A 21,118-nucleotide genomic window follows, 5' to 3' on the forward strand; every position below is an offset into this window, starting at 1 on the left:
TGTGGCTATGGTTTAAAACGGCTAAGTTTAAACGGTGTCAGGTCGAAAGCTGAAGGTTTGCCCTGGGCAAAATCAGCTGCAATTTCCCCCAGCACTGAGGCGAACTTAAAACCGTGCCCACTCAGTCCGGTAACGATCAGCGTATTGTCATGCCCTGGTAGCGTATCAATAATAAAATCTTCATCCGGAGAGTTATCGTAGGTGCAGGACGCACCGTGCAGACAACATCCTACACCCGGCAAAACGGAACGCAGGAATGGGAAGGCTTCTGAACCATCGCTGGCGACAGTGGCAAACGCTTTGCGCTCTTCGGCTGATTGAATAACCTGCCCGCCGTTATGTTTACCAATCTTCAGTTCGTCGTTCTCGGCTGGGAAACCGTAATATTGATCGCCATTAGGTAATTCTCCGGTAAATGCCGGGAAGTTGTTTTTAACGCTGTAGCGTCCGTCGGCCTGATACCACGCGAACACTTTACGCACAGGCTGGATCGGTAGTTCCGGTACTAATGCTTGCACCCAGGTACCGGCACTGACCAGCGCTTTTTTCGCGTGATAGTCGCCATCTGCGGTCTCAACCGTTACACCATCATCATGATGGTGAATCGCGGTGACCGGGCATTTAAATAGCTGAGCGCAGCCTGCTTCCTCAGCCAGGCGGATCCAGGTCTTAATGGCTAACTCACTGCGCAGAAAACCTGAATCGGCCTCAAACAGACCAATATAGTTTTCCGGAACACGAATTTCGGGCCAGCGGGCCATGATGGCAGCGGCATCCAGCTGTTCAACGTTGAGCTGCCACTGTTTTGCGCTTTGCGCCACATTAGATAAGAACGTGGAATCTGCCGGGCCGAGGTTGACAACGCCAGAACGGACAAAAATAGGTTCTTCATTATGTTTAGTGAGTTCATCCCACAATGTCTGCGCGCGCAGGACCAACGGAACGTATTTTTCACCTTCACCATAGGCATGACGAATTAAGCGTGTATCGCCGTGATGGCTACCCTGTTGGTGTGGCGGCATATGTGCATCGATCATCAGTACATTCAGACCGGCGCGCGTGGCATAGTATCCGGCGGCGGCGCCTACGGAACCGCTGCCAATAATGATTAAGTCGTATTTCATCCGCTTCTCTCTGCAATCGCGATAGTATACCTTAAATAATTCGAGTTGCAGGAAGGCGGCGACGCAGCAAATCCCTGGGAGCGTACATCAGTACGTGACTGGGGTGAGCGAAGAAAGCCAACACACATGCAACTTGAAGTATGACAGGTATAGCAGGGTAAATAACTGACCCGCATTATTCAACTATCAAATAAGAAAGGCACCGTGAGGGTGCCTTTTGAAGGTTAGGTGCATCAGATTTAATGACGCTGATACTCATTCGCGGGGAAATCACCTGATTCAATTTTGGCGATTCCGGCTTCTAATATCGAAATAAATTGCCTGGCAACATCAGTGGTTAACCAGAGCGTTTGACCAACTTCAGTCCCATTTGGGTCTGGACGATTTGGGGTCTGGTAGTGCAAACGCAGCATCAGCGCATCATAGCTATCAACAGTGCTGATGTCCCATCCTACAAGCGGATGAGTCTGAATGACTTCATTATTCTTTTCCATCATGCCCCCTAATTCGTGTTACTAGACAACGGTTTTCGAGGTTCAATGCGTTTTTATCTGAAGCAAGTTCAGTATATCAATAAATAAGGGTATTCACTGAAAATTTAAAGAGGGCAGGGCATAATTTTTTTGTTTTAAGTGTTATCTGAACGATAAACCGGCATGTCATTCATATTTTTTTGGTATGTTGTGCAGTTATTTTGTGGTTTTGACTAAAAGATAATCAGCCTGTAAATAAAAATTAACTGTTTTGTTGGCAGAGATTGATTGAAATCTATAAGGCGAATGCAAATAAAAAAGCCGGGGCGACCCGGCAAAAAACATCACTGCATATCATTTTTTATTCATTAATGAACCAGTCATCCGCGCTTTCCCATGTCTCTTGCAGGATCTCGCTGATGCGTTCTTTGTCTTCTTTTGTCGCGCCAATGACCGACAGATTATTTGTGCCGGCATAACGGACGGTGACGTTACCTTCGTTATCCGGAAAATGATGGTGAATACGACGGGAGAGTTCACCTGCCAGCGCGTCAATGGCGCCAGCAGGCAAAGGTGAAGTTTTGGCAATAGTGACTTCAATACGCATAATAGCCCCCTGTTGAATATACTGGTTATTTATACAGTTAAGTTCAGTAAATAACAACAGGTGGCGACATTTTTTTAGCGTTTCACTGACCAGCGTACTGTTTCACCGCCGAGGAAAGGCACCAGCGTGTCCCCTTCCAGCGCGATACTTTCCGGTATCTGCTGCTCTTCTTTAACCAGTTCAATATAGGTGTCGTTAACCGGCAGTCCGTAGAAGCGAGGGCCGTTGAGCGAGCAGAAGGCCTCAAAATGGGCCAGGGCGTTCATCTCTTCGAAGACGGTGGCATAACTGCCGAGTGCGGTAGGGGCGTTAAAGCACCCTGCGCAGCCGCAGCTGGATTCTTTGCGATGACGCGCATGCGGCGCCGAGTCAGTGCCGAGGAACGCCCGGCTGAAACCACTGGCGACCAGTTCACGCAGCGCCTGCTGGTGGACGTTACGCTTGAGGATGGGCAGGCAATACAGATGCGGCCGGATGCCCCCGACCAGCATATGGTTGCGGTTAAACATCAAATGCTGCGGGGTAATGGTCGCTGCCAGCAGGTCATTGCCGTCACGCACGTAGTCGGCGGCGTCTTTAGTGGTGATATGTTCAAATACCACTTTCAGTGAGGTCAGGCGCGACCGCAATGGCTCCATCACCGTGTCAATAAAGCGTGCTTCGCGATCGAATATATCGATCTCCGCATGCGTGACTTCACCGTGCACCAGCAAAGGCATACCGAGTTTTTCCATCCGCTCCAGTACCGGCATGATGGCATCAATAGAGGTCACGCCGTGAGTGGAGTTGGTGGTGGCGTTAGCCGGGTAGAGTTTAGCGGCGGTGAAAACACCTTCGTTGAACCCACGCTCCAGCTCGTTGGGATCCAGTGTGTCTGTCAGATAGCAGGTCATTAACGGGGTGAAATTGTGTCCGACAGGTACGGCGTCCAGAATACGCTGACGGTAAGCGATGGCTGCGTCAACAGTAGTGACGGGCGGTGCCAGGTTCGGCATGACAATTGCGCGTGCATAAATTTCACTGGTGTAGGGAACGACAGTTTTCAACATGTCGCCATCGCGAAAGTGAAGATGCCAGTCGTCTGGGCGGCGGATCTTTAATACCTGGGATGGTGCAGTCATCAATATGCTCCGGCTGAGGATAGTCTTTTTTGCCGGAAACAAAGGATAAGCGGAAACGTTTTCGTTTGCACGAAAAAAAAGGGCGCCGATGCGCCCTTTGGTGTGTTAATCGGTGAACGGGATGATTATTTCGCCCGGTTTTACTTCAATTCCTTTTGCCAGCTTTTTCGCCAGCGCTTCGCCTTCACTACTGTCTTCACGCAGGACGTATGCCGGTTGCTGGTTGAAATAATTGCGCAGTGACTGATTTAAATATGGCATCAGGGTTTGCAAGACCGACTGCATTTTTTCTGGTGTGACGGTCGCATCAACCACTTCCATCTCTTGCAGATAAATCGCGCCTTTTTCTTTATTGAAGACCGGTAATGCTTTTAATTTCAGCTTCATCGTCGCTTTCTGGCTGCCAAACAATGAATTCATGTCCAGGTTGGCGTCGCCGGTCAGGGTCACTTTATTGGGTTCTTCACGACCGATCTGGCTGGTAAGGTTACTTAAAACGATATGGGCTTCAGCCACGCCGGGCAAACCGATATCTTTCGAAAAATTATTATGCTTTGCCAGCGCCTGGTTAATTTCTTGCTCGCTTACCGTGTATTGTGTGAGTTGATTACAACCAACCAACAGGCCGCTGACAATCAGTGCAGCAGCAAAAAAAAACTTTTTCATGGGGTTCCTCAACATGATGCTTATGGTGTAATCGTGACACAAAGCAGCATCCAGTACCAGCGCCCCGGACACCAGCAGAAAAAACTGAAAAGGTGCCCGTGCAGCGAATTACGCGTCAGGCATCAGGCTCCAGCATTCCGCGCGACGGGCGTTTGTGGCTAAACTGCCAGCCCAGCGCCAGGAAGGTGATAAAGCCGATAACGCCCAACATCATCCACGGTAATTCGGGTTGCGACATTGCTTTGCCCATATCAAACAGCCAGCCGCCGCCGATGTAGCCTATTGCCCCACCGATGGCGAGTCCCAGCCGACTAAAGCCCATATAGCTCCCCCGAGCACGCGCGCTCGCCAGCGAGGCACTGAGCGTTTCACGTGCTGGCTCAGCAATAATGGAGCCGATATAGAACGTGCAAATCAGGGTGAATAGCTGCTGTAAGTTTCCGACCAACCCAATTGGCATCATGCTGAGTGACATGATTAACAGACCAGCCATCAAGCGGTGTTCAAGGCGAAAACGTTTTTCGCTCCAGCGGGCAATCGGGTAGAGCAGCGTTAACGAGAGGCACGCCTCGATGGCGTACATCCATTTGACGGCCGAGGGGGATCCGGCAATGTCGTTAACCATGATCGGTAGCATCAGCATGACCTGGACTGCCAGCATGTAGTAACCCGCCAGCGTCAGCACGTAAGTGACGAATCGCTTGTCACGCATCACGTGGTTCATCCCTTCACGCACCGGAATTTTCACTGTCGATAGCTTCCACGCGGGGAGCAGCCAGGCGTTGAAGGCGGCGCACAGGATGAACAGGATGGCCCCGGTGGCGCAGACCAGTCGGAAGTCGTACTGTAACAGCCAGCTTCCCAGTAATGCGCCAATGACAGCTCCGGCGCTGTCCTGCATCATCAGGATGGAGAAGAAGCGCCCGCGCTTTTCCGGGCGGATCAGTTTGACCACCAGTGCCGAGCGGGGAGGGTCGAACAGTGTGCCGCCCAATCCTGAGAGAAAACAGGAAAACCACAGTAGCCAGGGCTCATGGGCGATCCCCATCGTCGCGAATCCGGCGGCGCGCATCAGCATGCCGGTGACGATCATCGGTTTTGCGCCAAAACGATCGGCAATAGCCCCGCCAAAAATCCCTAATCCCTGCTGAATAAATTGGCGTAGCCCGAGTGCGATACCGACCATCACGGCGGCCCAACCCATTTGGTCGACGAAACGAATTGAGATCAGCGGGAAAACGACGAAAAAACCCAGCACGACCAGCATGTTATCGATAAGAAGGAAGTATTTACCCAGGTTCCTTGCCTGCGAGACTTGCGACATTTCCCCTCCAGGGAAAAACTCGTCACTCTGATTAGAGTTTAAAAGATAAGCACCTCCTATTCTGCGGTGTTGTCAGGTCTTTTCCCACCCTCGGCGGGACAATATTTTTTTATCAAAAGTCCGTCTTGATAGAGAGTTTTCATCAAAATGTGTGAATAATTCAAAAAATGATGTTTTGCTCTTTTCATCGGGCATATTTGTACAGGTATAGTATCGCGAATAGCGTATTGAAGACGTTACGGGAAGGAGTAGGTATAGAATGTTTGGCTATCGCAGTAACGTGCCAAAAGTGCGCTTAACCACGGACCGCCTGGTCGTGCGTTTAGTGCATGAGCGTGATGCCTGGCGTCTGGCAGATTATTACGCAGAGAATCGTCATTTCTTAAAACCCTGGGAACCTATTCGCGATGAAAGCCACTGCTATCCCTCTGGCTGGCAGGCGCGTCTGAGTATGATCACCGAGTTTCATAAACAAGGCTCTGCCTATTATTTTGCGCTGCTCGATCTGGAAGAGAAAGAGATTATTGGCGTCGCAAACTTCTCCAACGTCGTGCGCGGATCTTTTCATGCGTGTTATCTCGGTTACTCCATTGCGCAAAAGTGGCAAGGGCAGGGGTTGATGTATGAAGCTTTAGTCGCGGCTATTCGCTATATGCAGCGCACACAGCATATTCATCGCATTATGGCGAACTATATGCCGCACAATAAACGTAGCGGCGATTTGCTGGCGCGACTCGGATTTGAAAAAGAAGGTTATGCCAAAGACTACCTGCTGATTGATGGGCAGTGGCGCGATCATGTGCTGACGGCGTTAACAACATCAGAATGGACCCCCGGTCGCTAAGTTTCAGCTGTATTAGCTGATGAATGGAGAAGACGATGAAATATGAATTAACCGCTACCGAAGCGCGCGTGATTGGCTGTTTGCTGGAAAAACAGGTGACTACGCCGGAACAATATCCGCTCTCCGTAAATGGTGTTGTGACCGCCTGTAATCAAAAAACTAACCGTGAGCCGGTGATGAACCTGTCAGAATCGGACGTGCAGGATCAGCTCGATAATCTGGTCAAACGCCATTTTTTGCGTACGGTGAGCGGGTTTGGCAATCGCGTCACCAAATACGAACAGCGCTTCTGCAATTCTGAGTTTGGCAATCTTAAGCTCAGCGCCGGTGAGGTGGCATTGATTACCACGCTGCTTCTGCGTGGTGCCCAGACCCCGGGTGAGCTGCGAAGCCGCGCATCCCGTATGTATGAATTTAGCGATGTGGCGGAAGTGGAGTCAACGCTGGAACAGTTGGCCACCCGCGAAGATGGTCCTTACGTGGTCCGTCTGGCGCGGGAACCGGGTAAACGCGAAAGCCGCTATATGCACCTGTTCTGTGGTGACGTCGATGAGACGATGGCGATAACCGCAGACCAATCTCAGGTGGCATCCAGCGATTTGCAGGCGCGCGTCGAGGTGCTGGAAAGCGAAGTAGCAGAGTTAAAACAGCGGCTCGAATCATTGCTGGAGCATCTGGGAGAATAATGTGACAAAACTTCGTATCGGTGTCGTGGGTTTGGGTGGCATTGCGCAAAAGGCCTGGCTGCCCGTGCTGGGCGTTGCCGCGGACTGGACGTTACAGGGGGCATGGTCGCCTTCGCGTGAAAAAGCAGAACGGATTTGTGCAGCCTGGCGCATGCCGTATGTTGATTCGCTACAGAATCTGGCGGCTACTTGTGATGCGGTTTTCGTACACTCCAGCACCGCGACGCATCATGCGGTTGTCGGCGAGTTGCTTCATGCCGGGGTCCACGTTTGTGTGGATAAACCGCTGGCGGAAAACCTGCGCGATGCGGAACAACTGGTGGAGCTGGCGGCGCGAAAAAAACTGACGCTGATGGTTGGATTTAACCGCCGGTTTGCGCCGCTGTACCGCGAGTTAAAGTCGCAGCTAAGCGAGCCAGCCTCCATCCGCATGGATAAGCATCGTAGCGATAGCGTCGGGCCTCACGATCTGCGTTTTACGCTGTTGGATGACTACCTGCATGTGGTGGACACCGCGCTGTGGCTGGCGGGGGGAAAGGCACAGTTAAATAGCGGCACGTTGTTAACCAATGAGTCCGGAGCAATGCTGTATGCAGAACACCATTTTTGTGTTGATCAGGTGCAGATAACAACCAGTATGCATCGTCGTGCTGGTAGCCAGCGTGAGAGCGTGCAGGCGGTCACCGACGGTGGGTTAATTGACATCACAGATATGCGAGAATGGCGTGAAGAACGCGGACGTGGCGTGGTCCTGCAACCGATACCTGGCTGGCAAACGACGCTGGAGCAGCGAGGCTTTGCCGGATGTGCGCGCCATTTTATTGAATGTGTGCAAAATCAGACCGTTCCTGAGACGGCTGGAGAACAGGCAATTATGGCTCAGCGCGTGGTGGATAAGCTGTGGCGGGATGCGATGGCCGAATAACCCCCTGTAACATCTGGCGGTAGTAATTCAGCATAATCCAGGTACTATACCCAAAATAATTCGAGTTGCAGGCAGGCGGCAAGGGAGTGAATCCCGTTGAGCTTACTCTGGTAAGTGATTCGGGTGAGCGAGCGCAGCCAACGCACATGCGGCTTGAAGTATGACGGGTATATATGCCCACTCAAAATAACCCCGCATTCTGACAGTGAATGCGGGGTTTTGCCTCAGAGTCTGGAATACAACATAGATGAATTTATTAAAGTCGCTGGCAGCCGTCAGCTCGATGACGATGTTTTCACGCGTGCTGGGTTTTGCGCGTGATGCAATCGTTGCCAGAATCTTTGGCGCAGGGATGGCGACAGATGCCTTTTTTGTGGCATTCAAACTTCCTAACCTGCTGCGTCGAATTTTTGCTGAAGGTGCATTTTCTCAGGCGTTCGTCCCTATTCTGGCTGAGTACAAAAGTAAGCAGGGCGAAGATGCCACCCGCGTGTTTGTTTCCTACGTGTCAGGATTACTGACGCTGGCACTGGCCGTCGTGACGGTTGCCGGGATGCTCGCAGCGCCGTGGGTGATCATGGTCACCGCACCAGGGTTTGCCGATACCGCCGACAAATTTGCTCTGACCACCCAGCTGCTGCAGATAACCTTTCCCTATATCTTGTTGATTTCGCTGGCTTCACTGGCGGGTGCAATTCTTAATACCTGGAATCGCTTCTCTATTCCGGCGTTTGCGCCGACGTTTCTTAACATCAGCATGATCGGTTTTGCGCTGTTTGCCGCCCCGTATTTTAATCCGCCGGTGCTGGCGCTGGCGTGGGCTGTGACCGTCGGCGGTGTGCTGCAACTGGTTTATCAGCTTCCGCACTTGAAGAAAATTGGCATGCTGGTGCTGCCGCGTGTGAATTTTCGTGATGCGGGCGCGATGCGCGTTGTCAAGCAGATGGGCCCGGCGATTCTCGGCGTTTCCGTCAGCCAGATTTCCCTGATTATCAATACGATCTTCGCGTCATTTCTGGCATCAGGCTCAGTTTCATGGATGTACTACGCCGACCGTTTAATGGAGTTCCCGTCAGGTGTGTTGGGTGTGGCGCTGGGGACTATCCTGCTGCCCTCGCTGTCGAAAAGCTTTTCCAGCGGTAATCATGATGAGTATTGCCGACTGATGGATTGGGGTCTGCGTCTGTGCTTCTTGCTGGCGTTGCCCAGCGCCGTAGCGTTGGGGATTCTGGCAAAACCGCTGACGGTTTCGCTGTTCCAGTACGGTAAGTTTACCGCTTTTGATGCGTCCATGACCCAGCGCGCGCTGGTGGCGTATTCAGTTGGACTGATTGGTCTGATCGTCGTAAAAGTGCTGGCACCCGGCTTTTACTCACGTCAGGATATTAAAACACCGGTGAAAATTGCCATCGTCACGCTGATTATGACTCAGGTAATGAACCTGGCGTTTATCGGGCCGCTGAAGCATGCCGGGCTGTCGCTGTCGATCGGTCTGGCGGCGTGTCTGAACGCTTCACTGCTGTACTGGCAGTTACGTAAACAGAACATTTTCACCCCTCAGCCGGGCTGGGCTTGGTTCCTGACGCGTCTGGTGATATCGGTGCTGGCCATGACCGCCGCGCTGTTGGGGATGCTGTACATCATGCCGGAGTGGTCTCAGGGGACAATGCTGTGGCGTCTGCTGCGCCTGATGGCGGTGGTGCTGGTCGGTATTATGGCCTACTTTGCCGCACTGGCAGTACTGGGCTTTAAAGTGAAAGAGTTTGTGCGCCGGACGGCGTAACGAACTGATTGCCGGATGGCGGCGTGGCGATTAACCCGGCCTACTTAATGCGTAGGCCCTAACGCTGCGTGCCATCAGGCAATGATTAAATTGAGAATTTTTTTCCGCCGCGATGGGCTGAGGATGTCTGGCCATTAGCGCCATACAGCGTCGGTTCCTGGTGCGGTTTAAGCACCTCGAGTGCCTGTTGATTGCGCTCGATTTGCCCTTCCAGCAGCCAACCATTATGCTGGTTGAGATCGCGTAAATGCTGTGTTTTAGTGGTAATTGTCTGCCAGCGTTGGGCAATATCATCATTCGCGCTACGCGTCGCGTCGTGCTCAAGACGGCGCTGCTGCTCCAGGTAATCCAGGGTCGCCAACAAAGAACTTTTTTCTTCTGTAATACGCTGTAGCTGGCTACCGTTGATGTGGCCTGTGGACAGTTGCTGCTGCTCCGCATCCATCACCGTTTTCAGGTCATTAAGGACGGTCGTCATCTGATCAAGTATTTCTGACAAACGAGTCATACTTTATTTACTCTGTAGGTAGCTCTGTGCCTCGCGGATCAGCGAGTCGGCAATTTTTCCGGTATCCATTTTCAGCTCACCGTTACGGATGGCGGTTTTCAGTGCTTCAACGCGTTCCATATTGATGTCGTTGGTGCCAGGCTGCATCAGCTTTGCCTGCGCGTCGCTCAACATTACGCTGGTACTGTTCGTCGCTGATGTTTTTTCCTTGCGCGTTTTTTGCACCAATGTGTCGTTGGCTTCACGCGGCTGGACAGTGCTAACTGGCTTCAATGGTGAGGTACGATCAATGCTCATTTTTTTTATCCTCATCGAGGGGGTACGCTACAGCGACCCGCTTTAATCATTGGTTGATTATCTATCGGCATCCGCTAAAAAATCTTTAACCTATTATAGGTTAATAAGAATATTCCCATCAGAATCGACGACACCGCTTACTATCTGACCCGAAAGCATTCGCACCCTTGCGTTTTGCGCAACCGCCGCATTGTTCAGCGCCTTGCCTTCCGCATTCACCCGAAAACCCTCGCCATTGGCGATAACCAGCACGCGCTGACCTGCTTTTATACGCCATGCCTGACGCAACATGGTGAGCTGTATTGGTTGACCTAATACCAGATCACGTAGACTCACCGCGTCCTGTACCTGGTTGATGTCCAGTACGGTGCGTGGCGGTAGCTGATCCAGACGACCCCTTTTTAGCGTTACGCTGGCTGAGTTAAGCGCACTCCCCCTGGAAATGGGGGCGGCGGCAACCACGTAGTTGCCCGTAGCCTGCACGTTTACCTGCAGGTAACGTTTTTCATTGCCGCATCTCGCCTGCACATTCACATTACCCCATAGTTTTGCACTGCCGGAAACGCTCAATGCAGGCTGCTCACAAACGGGCAGCAAGTTGGTCGGTGTCCGAAGGGTAACGACCACATCGTCACTGAATCCCGCCAGTCGCTCGGAAAACCACGCTGTTAACTGCGAATTCAGGTCTTGCGCCAGCGTCAGGGGGCTGAACAGCAGTGCTGCTATGGCTATTCCGCGTTTGAACGTTTGCATCAATACCTCTCGCTTTTTCAGGCAGTGGCTGGATTTTACCTGTGTGACGCAGTCATCAACGCAACAAATAGCGACGCATTTTGCGTTTATTCCAGCGATAACGCGCGCGTAATGGGATTTAAGCTGTCGGCTGAATTTTGTCATTTGCGGAGGAGATATGCTCGACAAGCTCGACGCCGCCTTACGTTTTCAACAGGAAGCGCTGAATCTACGCGCCCAACGCCAGGAAGTATTAGCGGCCAACATTGCCAATGCCGACACGCCGGGGTATCAGGCGCGCGATCTGGATTTCGCCAGTGAATTAAAAAAAGTCATGGTGCGTGGACGGGAAGAAACCGGCGGTGTTTCGTTGACGCTGACCTCTGCACAGCATATTCCGGCCCAGACGCTTTCAGCGCCCTCGACGGAGTTGCTCTACCGCATTCCAGATCAGCCATCGTTGGATGGCAACACGGTAGATATGGATCGGGAGCGTACGCAGTTTGCGGATAACAGTCTGAAGTATCAGATGGGACTCACCGCATTGGGTGGACAAATCAAGGGCATGATGACCGTGCTGCAAGGAGGGAACTAATTCGTGGCGTTGTTAAATATTTTTGATATCGCAGGTTCTGCGCTGACCGCGCAATCCCAACGTCTGAACGTGGCGGCCAGTAATATGGCGAATGCGGACAGCGTGACGGGGCCTGACGGTCAACCGTATCGCGCGAAGCAGGTTGTTTTCCAGGTTAACGCCGCACCAGGGGCGGCAACCGGTGGCGTAAAAGTTGCTGAAGTCATTGAAAGCCAGGCGCCGGATAAACTGGTTTATGAACCGGGTAATCCACTGGCCGATGGGAATGGTTACGTAAAAATGCCCAACGTGGACGTGGTCGGAGAGATGGTCAACACCATGTCAGCCTCGCGTAGCTATCAGGCAAACGTTGAAGTGCTCAACACAGTGAAAAGCTTGATGCTTAAAACGCTGACGCTAGGCCAGTAAAGGAGCCGAACATGTCAATTGCTGTAACAATGAATGACACGAACACAACGGGCGCTAATTCCACCAGTAGCAAAAGCTCGCTGACGGGCAGCAACGCCGCCGATCTGCAAAGCAGCTTTCTGACGCTACTGGTCGCGCAGCTGAAAAACCAGGATCCGACTAATCCCCTGCAAAATAACGAGTTAACTACCCAGCTGGCGCAAATCAGTACCGTGAGCGGGATTGAGAAACTGAATACTACGTTGGGGTCGATCTCCGGGCAGATCGATAACAATCAGTCGATGCAGGCCAGTACGCTTATTGGTCACGGCGTTATGATCCCGGGTACCACTATCCTGACCGGTAAAGGGACGGAAGAAGGGGCAACCACCACCACGACACCGTTTGGCGTTGAGCTGCAGCAGCCGGCCGACAAAGTCACGGCCACCATTACCGATAAAGACGGCAAAGTTGTGCGCACGATTGATATTGGTGAGCTGAAAGCTGGGGTTCATACCTTCACCTGGGACGGCACCATGACGGATGGCACGACGGCCCCGAGCGGTTCCTACAACGTGGCGATAGCCGCCAGTAATGGCGGTACGCAGCTTGTGGCACAGCCGCTTCAGTTTGCGTTGGTGCAGGGGGTTATTCGTAGCAACGGCGGTAATACGCTGGACCTCGGCACCTATGGAACCACCACCCTCGACGAAGTACGGCAGATCATCTAAGCCTTCACACTTATCAGGAGTAAGTCATGGCCTTTTCTCAAGCGGTCAGCGGTCTGAACGCTGCAGCGACCAACCTCGATGTCATTGGTAACAACATCGCCAACTCCGCGACCTACGGGTTTAAATCCGGTTCAGCCTCCTTTGCGGATATGTTTGCCGGTTCTAAAGTGGGTCTGGGCGTGAAAGTTGCGGGTATTACCCAGGACTTTACCGATGGCACCACCACCAACACCGGGCGCGGGCTGGACGTTGCCATTAGCCAGAACGGTTTCTTCCGCATGGTCGACAGCAACGGTTCTGTTTTCTTCAGCCGCAACGGTCAGTTCAAGCTCGATGAAAACCGTAATATCGTCAATATGCAGGGGCTGCAACTGACGGGTTTCCCGGCTACCGGTACGCCGCCGACGGTACAGCAGGGCGCGAACCCAGGGCCTATCACCATTCCGAATACGTTGATGGCGGCACAGGCTACCAGCAAAGCGTCAATGCAGATCAACCTGAACTCAACGGATAAGTTGCCGACTGAGAAAACGTTCGACCCAAAAAATGCTGACAGCTACAACAAAAAAGGCCCAGTAACCGTTTATGACAGTCAGGGTAATGCCCACGAAGTTAACGCCTACTTTGTGAAAGTGAATGATAACAAATGGGCCGTGTATACCATTGATAGCAGCGATCCTAAAGCGACCACGCCAACGACGCCGTCAACAACGCTGGAGTTTGATAACAACGGTATGTTAACCAAAGGCGGTACCTTTGATATCACCACGGGTGCTATTAATGGGGCCACCGCTGTTAAATTCTCGATGAGTTTCCAGAACTCCATGCAGCAGAACACCGGTGCCAACAACATCGTTGCGACGAATCAGGACGGCTACAAACCGGGCGATCTGGTGAGCTACCAGATTAACGATGACGGCACCGTGGTCGGTAACTACTCCAACGAACAGAAGCAAGTCCTGGGTCAGATCGTGCTGGCTAACTTTGCCAACAACGAAGGTCTGGCTTCTCAGGGCGATAACGTCTGGGCCGCGACCCAGTCCTCTGGCGTCGCACTGCTGGGCACCGCGGGTACCGGTAACTTCGGCAAGCTGACGAACGGCGCGCTGGAAGCATCGAACGTGGATTTGAGTAAAGAACTGGTGAATATGATTGTCGCCCAGCGTAACTATCAGTCGAACGCGCAGACCATCAAAACCCAGGATCAGATCCTCAACACGCTGGTCAACCTGCGCTAAGCGCCTGACGGGATGGCTTAATGGATCACGCAATTTATACCGCCATGGGGGCGGCCAGTCAGACGCTGAATCAACAAGCAGTGACGGCCAGCAACCTGGCAAATGCCTCAACACCAGGCTTCCGCGCGCAGCTTAATGCGTTGCGTGCGGTGCCGGTTGAAGGACTCTCTTTACCGACGCGTACGCTGGTGGTGGCCTCCACGCCGGGTGCCGATATGACGCCCGGTCAGATGGACTACTCCTCCCGCCCGCTGGACGTTGCGTTACAGCAGGACGGCTGGCTGACGGTGCAGACCGCTGACGGTAGCGAAGGGTATACCCGTAATGGCGCCATTCAGGTAAGCCCTACGGGTGAACTGACGATTCAGGGGCATCAGGTGATTGGTGAAGCCGGGCCGATAGCGGTACCAGAAGGTTCAGAAATCACTATCGCTGCTGACGGGACGATTTCTGCGCTGAACCCTGGCGATCCGGCGAATACCGTCGCGCCAGTCGGGCGTCTGAAGCTGGTAAAAGCAACGGGGAGTGAAGTGCAACGTGGTGATGACGGTATGTTCCGTCTGAGCGCGGCGGCACAGGCGACTCGTGGGCCGACGCTTCCGGCCGATCCCAGTATCCGCGTGATGTCGGGCGTGCTGGAGGGCAGTAACGTCAAACCGGTTGCCGCGATGAGCGACATGATCGCCAGCGCCCGTCGCTTCGAAATGCAGATGAAGATTATCAGTAGCGTGGATGATAACGCGGGTCGCGCCAATCAACTGCTGTCGATGAGTTAATACAGGACATTTTATGATCAATTCATTATGGATCGCCAAAACCGGCCTGGATGCACAGCAAACCAACATGGATGTGATTGCCAACAACCTGGCAAACGTCAGCACCAATGGTTTCAAGCGTCAGCGTGCGGTGTTTGAAGATCTGTTGTACCAGACGATTCGTCAACCGGGCGCACAGTCTTCTGAACAGACTGTACTGCCTTCGGGTTTGCAGATTGGTACCGGTGTGCGCCCGGTGGCGACCGAGCGTTTACACAGTCAGGGTAACCTGTCGCAGACTAACAACAGCAAAGATGTGGCGATTAAAGGTCAGGGCTTTTTCCAGATCATGTTGCCGGATGGTACGTCAGCTTATACGCGTGACGGCTCTTTCCAGGTCGATCAAAACGGCCAATTGGTGACGGCGGGCGGTTTTCAGGTTCAGCCAGCGATCACCATTCCTGCGAATTCGCTCAGTATCACGATTGGGCGTGACGGCATCGTCAGCGTGACTCAGCAGGGACAGGCTGCGCCGGTACAGGTAGGCCAGCTCAACCTGACCACCTTTATGAACGATACCGGTCTGGAAAGTATTGGTGAGAATCTGTACACCGAGACGCAATCTTCGGGTGCGCCGAACGAGAGCACTCCGGGGCTTAATGGCGCAGGTCTGCTGTATCAGGGATATGTTGAAACCTCTAACGTCAACGTGGCGGAAGAGCTGGTGAATATGATCCAGGTTCAACGTGCTTACGAAATAAACAGCAAAGCGGTATCGACTACCGATCAGATGCTGCAAAAACTGACGCAACTCTAACGTGTTGTCCGGTGGGGTGAGAACCTCACCGGCGCACTGATTTTGAAGATGACGGCAATGCGAAAATACGCGCTTCACTCATACCCGATTACGGCCCTGCTGGTAGTATCACTGACAGGATGTGCCTGGATCCCGGCCACGCCGCTGGTGCAGGGTGCAACCTCTGCTCAGCCGATACCCGGCCCGACGCCGGTGGCGAATGGTTCAATATTTCAGTCTGCGCAGCCCATTAACTATGGCTATCAGCCGCTGTTTGAAGACCGCCGTCCGCGCAATATTGGCGATACGCTGACTATCGTATTGCAGGAAAACGTCAGTGCGAGCAAAAGTTCCTCTGCTAACGCCAGCCGCGATGGCAAGACGAGCTTTGGTTTCGACACGGTGCCGCGCTATCTGCAGGGACTGTTTGGCAACGAGCGTGCTGACGTCGAAGCTTCTGGTGGGAATTCCTTTAATGGCAAAGGCGGCGCGAATGCGCGTAACACCTTTAGCGGTACGCTGACCGTGACCGTCGATCAGGTCCTGGTCAATGGCAATTTACACGTTGTGGGTGAAAAGCAGATCGCCATTAACCAGGGCACTGAATTTATCCGCTTCTCCGGTGTTGTTAACCCGCGCACCATCAGTGGCAGTAACTCTGTTCCGTCAACCCAGGTCGCGGATGCACGTATCGAGTATGTCGGTAACGGCTATATCAACGAAGCGCAAAATATGGGCTGGTTGCAGCGTTTCTTCCTTAATTTGTCGCCGATGTAAGCGAGGTCTTCCGTGTTTAAACATTTTGTTGCTATGGTCCTGCTGCTGGCAACCGCATTGGCTCATGCCGATCGTATTCGCGATCTGGCCAGCGTTCAGGGAGTGCGTGAAAACTCGCTGATTGGCTACGGGCTGGTGGTGGGGCTGGATGGTACGGGTGATCAGACAACCCAGACACCGTTCACCACTCAAACGCTCAATAACATGCTCTCTCAACTGGGGATCACCGTGCCAACCGGCACTAATATGCAGTTGAAAAACGTGGCGGCGGTGATGGTCACGGCATCTTTCCCGGCATTTGGACGTCAGGGACAAACCATTGACGTCGTGGTTTCTTCGATGGGTAATGCCAAAAGTTTGCGCGGCGGCACGTTGCTGATGACCCCGCTGAAAGGGGTCGATAGCCAGGTGTATGCGTTGGCGCAGGGCAATATTTTAGTCGGCGGCGCGGGCGCGGCGGCAGGTGGCAGTAGCGTCCAGGTGAACCAGCTTAACGGTGGACGGATCACCAATGGGGCCATTATTGAACGCGAACTTCCCAGCCAGTTTGGCGGGGGAAACACCATCAACCTGCAGCTTAATAATGAAGATTTCACTATGGCGCAGCAGATAACCGACACCATCAACCGTGCGCGTGGTTATGGCAGCGCAACGGCGCTGGATGCGCGCACGATTCAGGTACGCGTGCCGAGCGGCAATAGCTCACAGGTGCGCTTCCTCGCCGATATCCAGAATATAGAGGTAAACGTTACGCCGCAGGATGCGAAGGTGATTATTAATTCCCGTACCGGATCGGTAGTGATGAACCGTGAAGTCACGCTGGACAGCTGTGCCGTTGCTCAGGGCAACCTGTCGATCACGGTGAATCGGCAGGCCAACGTCAGCCAACCGGATACGCCGTTTGGTGGCGGGCAAACCGTGGTGACCCCACAAACCCAGATCGATATGCGTCAAAGTGGCGGCTCGTTGCAGAGCGTGCGCTCCAGCGCCAATCTGAACAACGTGGTTCGCGCATTGAATGCACTGGGCGCAACGCCAATGGATTTGATGTCAATCCTGCAGTCCATGCAAAGTGCGGGTTGTTTACGTGCCAAACTGGAAATTATCTGATGATTGGCGACAGCAAACTGCTGACCAGTGCCGCCTGGGACGCGCAATCTCTGAATGAACTCAAGGCGAAGGCGGGTCAGGATCCGGCGGCAAATCTCCGCCCGGTTGCCCGCCAGGTTGAAGGGATGTTCGTCCAGATGATGCTGAAAAGCATGCGTGAAGCGCTGCCAAAAGATGGGGTTTTTAGCAGCGACTCGACGCGCTTGTACACCAGTATGTATGACCAGCAGATTGCCCAGCAAATGACCGCAGGTAAAGGTCTGGGGCTGGCAGAAATGATGGTTAAGCAGATGACCGAAGGGCAGGTGACGCCTGCTGATGACGCGCCACAGGTGCCGATGAAATTTTCACTGGAAACGGTGACCAGCTATCAAAATCAGGCGCTGACGCAGATGGTGCGTAAAGCGCTACCGAAAGCGACGGAAGGTAACGATGAACCGCTGTCGGGTGATAGCAAAGACTTCCTCGCCCAACTCTCACTGCCGGCAAAACTGGCAAGTCAGCAAAGCGGTGTACCGCATCATCTGATCCTGGCACAGGCGGCACTGGAATCCGGTTGGGGGCAACGCCAAATCCGCCGCGAGAACGGCGAACCGAGCTTTAACATTTTTGGCGTGAAAGCTTCTGGCAGTTGGAAAGGACCAACTACCGAAATCACTACCACCGAATATGAAAACGGTGAGGCGAAAAAGGTGAAAGCACGATTCCGTGTCTATAGCTCTTACCTTGAGGCGCTGTCAGATTATGTTGGGTTGATATCGCGTAATCCTCGCTACGCCGCAGTAACCGGTGCGGCTACCGCCGAGCAGGGCGCGCAGGCATTGCAGAATGCCGGCTATGCCACCGACCCACACTATGCACGTAAATTAACCACGATGATCCAGCAGCTGAAATCGATGAGTGAGAAAGTGAGTAAAACTTACAGTAGCAATCTCGACAATCTGTTTTAAATAGCTCAAGTCTGCCCACCCGCTGCCGATAATAACGAGTATTGAAGGATTACAAGGAACCTCCATGTCCAGCTTGATTAACAACGCCATGAGTGGTCTTAGCGCAGCGCAGGCCGCGTTGAATACTGCCAGTAATAACATCTCCAGCTATAACGTTGCCGGGTATACCCGCCAGACGACCATTATGGCGCAAGCGAACAGCACGCTGGGTGCGGGGGGCTGGGTTGGCAATGGCGTCTATGTTTCTGGCGTGCAGCGTGAGTATGACTCATTCATCAGTAATCAATTACGCGCTGCGCAGAACCAAAGCAGCGGACTGACAACGCGCTATGAGCAAATGTCGAAAATCGATAACCTGCTTGCCAGCAAGACCAGTTCTATTTCTACCTCGATGCAGGGCTTTTTCACCAGCTTACAAACGCTGGTCAGTAACGCGGAAGATCCGGCGGCGCGTCAGGCGTTGATTGGCAAAGCGGATGGTTTAGTCAACCAATTTAAAACCACCGATCAGTATCTGCGCGATCAGGATAAGCAGGTTAACATCGCAATTTCTGCAAGCGTAGACCAGATCAATAACTACTCGCAGCAAATTGCCAGCCTCAATGACCAAATCTCTCGTCTGACCGGCGTCGGCGCCGGGGCCTCACCTAACGATCTGCTGGACCAGCGTGACCAGTTGGTGAGCGAGTTGAACAAGATTGTCGGCGTAGAGGTCAGCCTGCAGGACGGCGGTACCTATAACGTTACTATGGCAAATGGTTACTCGCTGGTGCAGGGCAGCAGCGCGCGTCAGCTCGCTGCCGTACCGTCCAGCGCCGACCCAAGTCGTACCACCGTGGCTTATGTCGACGACGTGGCCGGAAACATTGAGATCCCGGAAAAGTTGCTGAATACCGGCTCATTGGGCGGGTTGCTGACGTTTCGTTCTCAGGAACTGGACCAGACGCGTAACACGCTGGGTCAGCTGGCACTGGCATTTGCTGATGCGTTTAACACACAGCATAAAGATGGTTTTGATGCTAACGGTGATAAAGGGAAAGATTTCTTCTCTATCGGCAGTCCGTCGATACTCAGTAACACTAAAAATACTGGGACAGGATCGTTAGCGGCGAAGATTACGGACAGCTCTGCCGTGCAGGCGACAGATTATAAAATCGCGTTTGATGGTAAGGACTGGCAGGTGACTCGTCTTGCTGACAACACCAGTTTTAAAGCTACCGTTACCGGTGGAAAAATGTCCTTTGACGGGATGGAGATAACGGTAGGTGCCGGTGCGAAAGCAAATGACAGCTTCACATTGAAACCGGTCAGTAACGCCATTGTGGATATGAAGGTGATGGTAACCGACGAGTCGGAAATCGCCATGGCCTCTGAGAAAAAAAATGCACCGGGTACAGATACGGGCGCAAGCGACAACCGCAACGGTCAGAAACTGCTGGATCTGCAAACCAAGGCCACCGTCGGGAATAAAACCTTTAACGACGCTTACGCCACGCTGGTAAGCGATGTAGGGAACAAAACTGCGACGCTGAAAACCAGTAGTACCACGCAAAACAACGTGGTCACACAACTCTCCAATCAGCAACAGTCTATTTCCGGGGTGAACCTCGACGAAGAGTACGGTAATTTGCAGCGCTATCAGCAGTACTATCTGGCTAACGCTCAAGTGCTGCAAACTGCGAATGCACTGTTTGATGCACTGATTAATATTCGCTAAGGGAGAGGGAATTCATGCGTATCAGTACCCAGATGATGTACCAGCAGAACATGCGCGGCATCACCAACTCTCAGGCGGAATGGATGAAGTTCGGCGAACAGATGTCGACCGGAAAACGGGTAATCAATCCGTCTGACGATCCGATTGCGGCGTCGCAGGCCGTGGTGCTGTCTCAAGCTCAGGCGCAAAACAGCCAGTACACGCTGGCCCGTTCTTTTGCGACGCAAAAAGTCTCGCTGGAAGAAAACGTGCTGGGGCAGGTGACAACGGCTATCCAGGCCGCGCAGGAAAAAATTGTCTATGCCGCGAACGGCACGTTAAGTGATGACGACCGTGCATCGCTGGCGACTGACTTACAGGGGATACGCGATCAGCTGATGAATCTGGCAAACAGCACAGATGGCAATGGTCGCTATATTTTTGGTGGCTACAAAACAGAAAGCGCCCCATTTACCCAGGCAGATGGCACTTACACGGGTGGATCTAAAAACGTCACCCAGCAGGTGGATGCCGCACGTACCATGGTGATTGGACATACAGGTGATAAAATATTTGCTGACGTGACCAGTAATGCCGTGCCGGAACCGCCGGGTAGTGCCCAGGAAAAAAACCTTTTCAAAATGCTGGATACAGCCATTGATGCCCTAAAAACGCCTGTTGCAGGGGACGATGTGGCAAAAGATAAAGCGGCTGCGGCTATTGATAAAACAAACAGGGGCCTGAAGAACTCGCTTAATAACGTTCTGTCTGTGCGCGCCGAATTAGGCACACAGCTCAGTGAACTGAGCTCGCTGGATTCACTGGGCGCCGATCGTGCATTAGGCCAAACTCAGCAGATGAGTAACCTGGTGGATGTAGACTGGAACGCGGCGATTTCGTCCTATGTTATGCAGCAGGCTGCGCTGCAGGCATCCTATAAAGCGTTTACTGATATGCAGGGAATGTCGTTGTTCCAGCTAAATCGTTAACGCC

At 52.8% G+C, this 21,118-nt stretch carries 24 protein-coding genes; 15 read left to right on the forward strand and 9 right to left on the reverse strand.

All coding sequences use genetic code 11. The features are described from left to right. Window positions 1-5: 5 nt before the first annotated feature. The 6 genes from solA to mdtH all read right to left on the reverse strand — a co-directional run bounded on the left by solA (window position 6) and on the right by mdtH (window position 5,315). Complete coding sequence (gene solA, locus IMQ48_RS09160) at window positions 6-1,124, reverse strand: N-methyl-L-tryptophan oxidase (protein ID WP_196208779.1); 1,119 nt, start codon at window positions 1,122-1,124, stop codon at window positions 6-8. Between the two features lie 239 nt (window positions 1,125-1,363). Further along, a complete protein-coding gene (bssS, locus tag IMQ48_RS09165; RefSeq protein WP_096757575.1) occupies window positions 1,364-1,618 on the reverse strand; it encodes a biofilm formation regulator BssS in 255 nt (84 codons plus the stop codon). A 340-nt stretch (window positions 1,619-1,958) separates the two neighbouring features. Then, window positions 1,959-2,204 (reverse strand): DNA damage-inducible protein I, encoded by a 246-nt coding sequence (gene dinI / locus IMQ48_RS09170; protein ID WP_135322371.1) that lies wholly within the window; start codon window positions 2,202-2,204, stop codon window positions 1,959-1,961. A 74-nt stretch (window positions 2,205-2,278) separates the two neighbouring features. Then, entirely contained in the window at window positions 2,279-3,325 is a 1,047-nt protein-coding gene (pyrC, locus tag IMQ48_RS09175) for a dihydroorotase (RefSeq protein ID WP_196208780.1), read from the reverse strand. A gap of 105 nt (window positions 3,326-3,430) precedes the next feature. Then, complete coding sequence (locus IMQ48_RS09180) at window positions 3,431-3,991, reverse strand: lipoprotein (protein ID WP_096757571.1); 561 nt, start codon at window positions 3,989-3,991, stop codon at window positions 3,431-3,433. Between the two features lie 115 nt (window positions 3,992-4,106). Continuing rightward, complete coding sequence (gene mdtH / locus IMQ48_RS09185) at window positions 4,107-5,315, reverse strand: multidrug efflux MFS transporter MdtH (protein ID WP_196208781.1); 1,209 nt, start codon at window positions 5,313-5,315, stop codon at window positions 4,107-4,109. A 259-nt stretch (window positions 5,316-5,574) separates the two neighbouring features. Here mdtH and rimJ point away from each other — a divergent pair, with 259 nt between their 5' ends. The 4 genes from rimJ to murJ all read left to right on the forward strand — a co-directional run bounded on the left by rimJ (window position 5,575) and on the right by murJ (window position 9,553). Next, a complete protein-coding gene (gene rimJ, locus IMQ48_RS09190; protein ID WP_196208782.1) occupies window positions 5,575-6,159 on the forward strand; it encodes a ribosomal protein S5-alanine N-acetyltransferase in 585 nt (194 codons plus the stop codon). A 35-nt stretch (window positions 6,160-6,194) separates the two neighbouring features. Then, complete coding sequence (locus IMQ48_RS09195; RefSeq protein WP_196208783.1) at window positions 6,195-6,845, forward strand: YceH family protein; 651 nt, start codon at window positions 6,195-6,197, stop codon at window positions 6,843-6,845. Between the two features lies 1 nt (window position 6,846). Beyond that, window positions 6,847-7,770: a Gfo/Idh/MocA family protein gene (locus IMQ48_RS09200; protein ID WP_196208784.1), complete on the forward strand. Its 924-nt coding sequence runs from the start codon at window positions 6,847-6,849 to the stop codon at window positions 7,768-7,770. A 247-nt stretch (window positions 7,771-8,017) separates the two neighbouring features. Continuing rightward, window positions 8,018-9,553, forward strand: coding sequence for a murein biosynthesis integral membrane protein MurJ (murJ, locus tag IMQ48_RS09205; protein ID WP_196208785.1), 1,536 nt, complete (start codon window positions 8,018-8,020; stop codon window positions 9,551-9,553). A gap of 85 nt (window positions 9,554-9,638) precedes the next feature. On the opposite strand, the gene flgN is transcribed toward murJ, so the two are convergent. The 3 genes from flgN to flgA form a co-directional block, all read right to left on the reverse strand. Then, a complete protein-coding gene (gene flgN, locus IMQ48_RS09210; RefSeq protein ID WP_196208786.1) occupies window positions 9,639-10,061 on the reverse strand; it encodes a flagella biosynthesis chaperone FlgN in 423 nt (140 codons plus the stop codon). A 3-nt stretch (window positions 10,062-10,064) separates the two neighbouring features. After that, on the reverse strand, window positions 10,065-10,358 hold the full coding sequence (gene flgM, locus IMQ48_RS09215; RefSeq protein WP_196208787.1) for a flagellar biosynthesis anti-sigma factor FlgM: 294 nt from the start codon (window positions 10,356-10,358) through the stop codon (window positions 10,065-10,067). Window positions 10,359-10,451: 93 nt separating this feature from the next. Then, window positions 10,452-11,111 carry a flagellar basal body P-ring formation chaperone FlgA gene (gene flgA / locus IMQ48_RS09220; protein ID WP_196208788.1) on the reverse strand — a complete coding sequence of 220 codons (660 nt, stop codon included), beginning with the start codon at window positions 11,109-11,111 and terminating at the stop codon, window positions 10,452-10,454. A gap of 157 nt (window positions 11,112-11,268) precedes the next feature. Between flgA and flgB the strand changes: the two genes are divergently transcribed. The 11 genes from flgB (at window position 11,269) to flgL (ending at window position 21,114) form a co-directional block, all read left to right on the forward strand. Next, complete coding sequence (gene flgB, locus IMQ48_RS09225; RefSeq protein WP_096757563.1) at window positions 11,269-11,685, forward strand: flagellar basal body rod protein FlgB; 417 nt, start codon at window positions 11,269-11,271, stop codon at window positions 11,683-11,685. A 3-nt stretch (window positions 11,686-11,688) separates the two neighbouring features. Next, the gene (flgC, locus tag IMQ48_RS09230) at window positions 11,689-12,093 is read left to right on the forward strand and encodes a flagellar basal body rod protein FlgC (protein ID WP_196208789.1); all 405 of its coding nucleotides are present in this window, start codon (window positions 11,689-11,691) and stop codon (window positions 12,091-12,093) included. An 11-nt stretch (window positions 12,094-12,104) separates the two neighbouring features. Beyond that, complete coding sequence (flgD, locus tag IMQ48_RS09235) at window positions 12,105-12,803, forward strand: flagellar hook assembly protein FlgD (RefSeq protein WP_196208790.1); 699 nt, start codon at window positions 12,105-12,107, stop codon at window positions 12,801-12,803. A 26-nt stretch (window positions 12,804-12,829) separates the two neighbouring features. After that, a complete protein-coding gene (flgE, locus tag IMQ48_RS09240) occupies window positions 12,830-14,041 on the forward strand; it encodes a flagellar hook protein FlgE (protein WP_196208791.1) in 1,212 nt (403 codons plus the stop codon). A gap of 20 nt (window positions 14,042-14,061) precedes the next feature. Then, window positions 14,062-14,817, forward strand: coding sequence for a flagellar basal body rod protein FlgF (locus IMQ48_RS09245; protein WP_196208792.1), 756 nt, complete (start codon window positions 14,062-14,064; stop codon window positions 14,815-14,817). Window positions 14,818-14,830: 13 nt separating this feature from the next. Then, window positions 14,831-15,613 (forward strand): flagellar basal-body rod protein FlgG, encoded by a 783-nt coding sequence (gene flgG, locus IMQ48_RS09250; RefSeq protein ID WP_196208793.1) that lies wholly within the window; start codon window positions 14,831-14,833, stop codon window positions 15,611-15,613. A gap of 57 nt (window positions 15,614-15,670) precedes the next feature. After that, the gene (locus tag IMQ48_RS09255; protein ID WP_196208794.1) at window positions 15,671-16,369 is read left to right on the forward strand and encodes a flagellar basal body L-ring protein FlgH; all 699 of its coding nucleotides are present in this window, start codon (window positions 15,671-15,673) and stop codon (window positions 16,367-16,369) included. A gap of 33 nt (window positions 16,370-16,402) precedes the next feature. Next, entirely contained in the window at window positions 16,403-17,479 is a 1,077-nt protein-coding gene (locus IMQ48_RS09260) for a flagellar basal body P-ring protein FlgI (protein ID WP_196208894.1), read from the forward strand. Then, window positions 17,479-18,429, forward strand: a complete 951-nt coding sequence (gene flgJ, locus IMQ48_RS09265; RefSeq protein WP_196208795.1) for a flagellar assembly peptidoglycan hydrolase FlgJ — start codon at window positions 17,479-17,481, stop codon at window positions 18,427-18,429. The genes IMQ48_RS09260 and flgJ overlap by 1 nt, the downstream gene beginning before the upstream one ends. Before the next feature lie 64 nt (window positions 18,430-18,493). Continuing rightward, entirely contained in the window at window positions 18,494-20,146 is a 1,653-nt protein-coding gene (gene flgK / locus IMQ48_RS09270; protein WP_196208796.1) for a flagellar hook-associated protein FlgK, read from the forward strand. Window positions 20,147-20,160: 14 nt separating this feature from the next. Continuing rightward, complete coding sequence (flgL, locus tag IMQ48_RS09275; protein ID WP_196208797.1) at window positions 20,161-21,114, forward strand: flagellar hook-associated protein FlgL; 954 nt, start codon at window positions 20,161-20,163, stop codon at window positions 21,112-21,114. Window positions 21,115-21,118: the final 4 nt, after the last annotated feature.

Origin of the sequence: Citrobacter sp. Res13-Sevr-PEB04-36 (assembly GCF_015672735.1) — a bacterium.
Lineage (GTDB): Bacteria > Pseudomonadota > Gammaproteobacteria > Enterobacterales > Enterobacteriaceae > Citrobacter.